Origin of the sequence: Anaeromyxobacter oryzisoli (genome assembly GCF_022690765.1) — a bacterium.
GTDB lineage: Bacteria > Myxococcota > Myxococcia > Myxococcales > Anaeromyxobacteraceae > Anaeromyxobacter > Anaeromyxobacter oryzisoli.
Map to the genome: position 1 here is coordinate 1 of NZ_JALCZA010000176.1, position 748 is coordinate 748.

Annotated in this window: 1 protein-coding gene; it reads left to right on the top strand. The window is 74.3% G+C overall.

Annotated features, from left to right (window positions below; all coding sequences use genetic code 11):
• The coding region (locus tag MNZ27_RS23255) for a tetratricopeptide repeat protein (RefSeq protein WP_242396436.1) at positions 1-748 on the top strand (748 nt) is incomplete at both ends.

Sequence of the window (748 nt, forward strand, 5' to 3'; positions counted from 1 at the left end):
GGGGCTCCTCGACGACGCGCGCGGCGCCCTCGCGAACCTGCTCACGTTCTACCCGGGGCACCGCGCGCTCGAGGAGAAGCTCGCCGAGGTCGAGCGGCGCGCGGCCGCCGCCCGTCCGGTGGCCGCCCCGGCGCCGCGCTCCCGCCCGGCGTCGGCGGCGACCGCGGCCGCCGAGGGCGAGGGCTTCGACATCGCCCGGGAGCTGGCGGACGAGCTCGGCGACGCGCCGGCGGCGCCCGCCGTCGAGGAGGAGTTCCAGTACTCCGTCGAGGACGTCTTCAACCAGTTCAAGAAGGGCGTCGAGCAGACGGTGAAGCTCGAGGACACCGCCACGCACCACGACCTCGGCATCGCCTACAAGGAGATGGGGCTCCTCGACGACGCCATCCACGAGTTCGAGATCGCGCTCGAGGGCAACGATCGGAAGAAGGAGGTCGACTGCCTCTCGATGATCGGCCTCTGCCAGATGCAGAAGGGGGCGCCGAAGGAGGCGATCCGCGCCTACCGCCGCGCGCTCGGGTCCGAGTACCTCTCCCGGGACGCCGCGAAGGCGATCCTGTTCGAGCTGGGCGCCTGCTACGAGGCGGCCCGCGACCCGCAGGCCGCGCTGTACTACCTCCAGAAGGTGAACCGGTCGGATCCCGCCTTCCGCGACGTGGCACGCCGGGTCCAGGCGCTCGGGGGCGGACCCGGCCGGCCCCCCGCGAGCGCCGCTCCCCACGCGAGCGGGACGGCGCCCCGGCGGCCC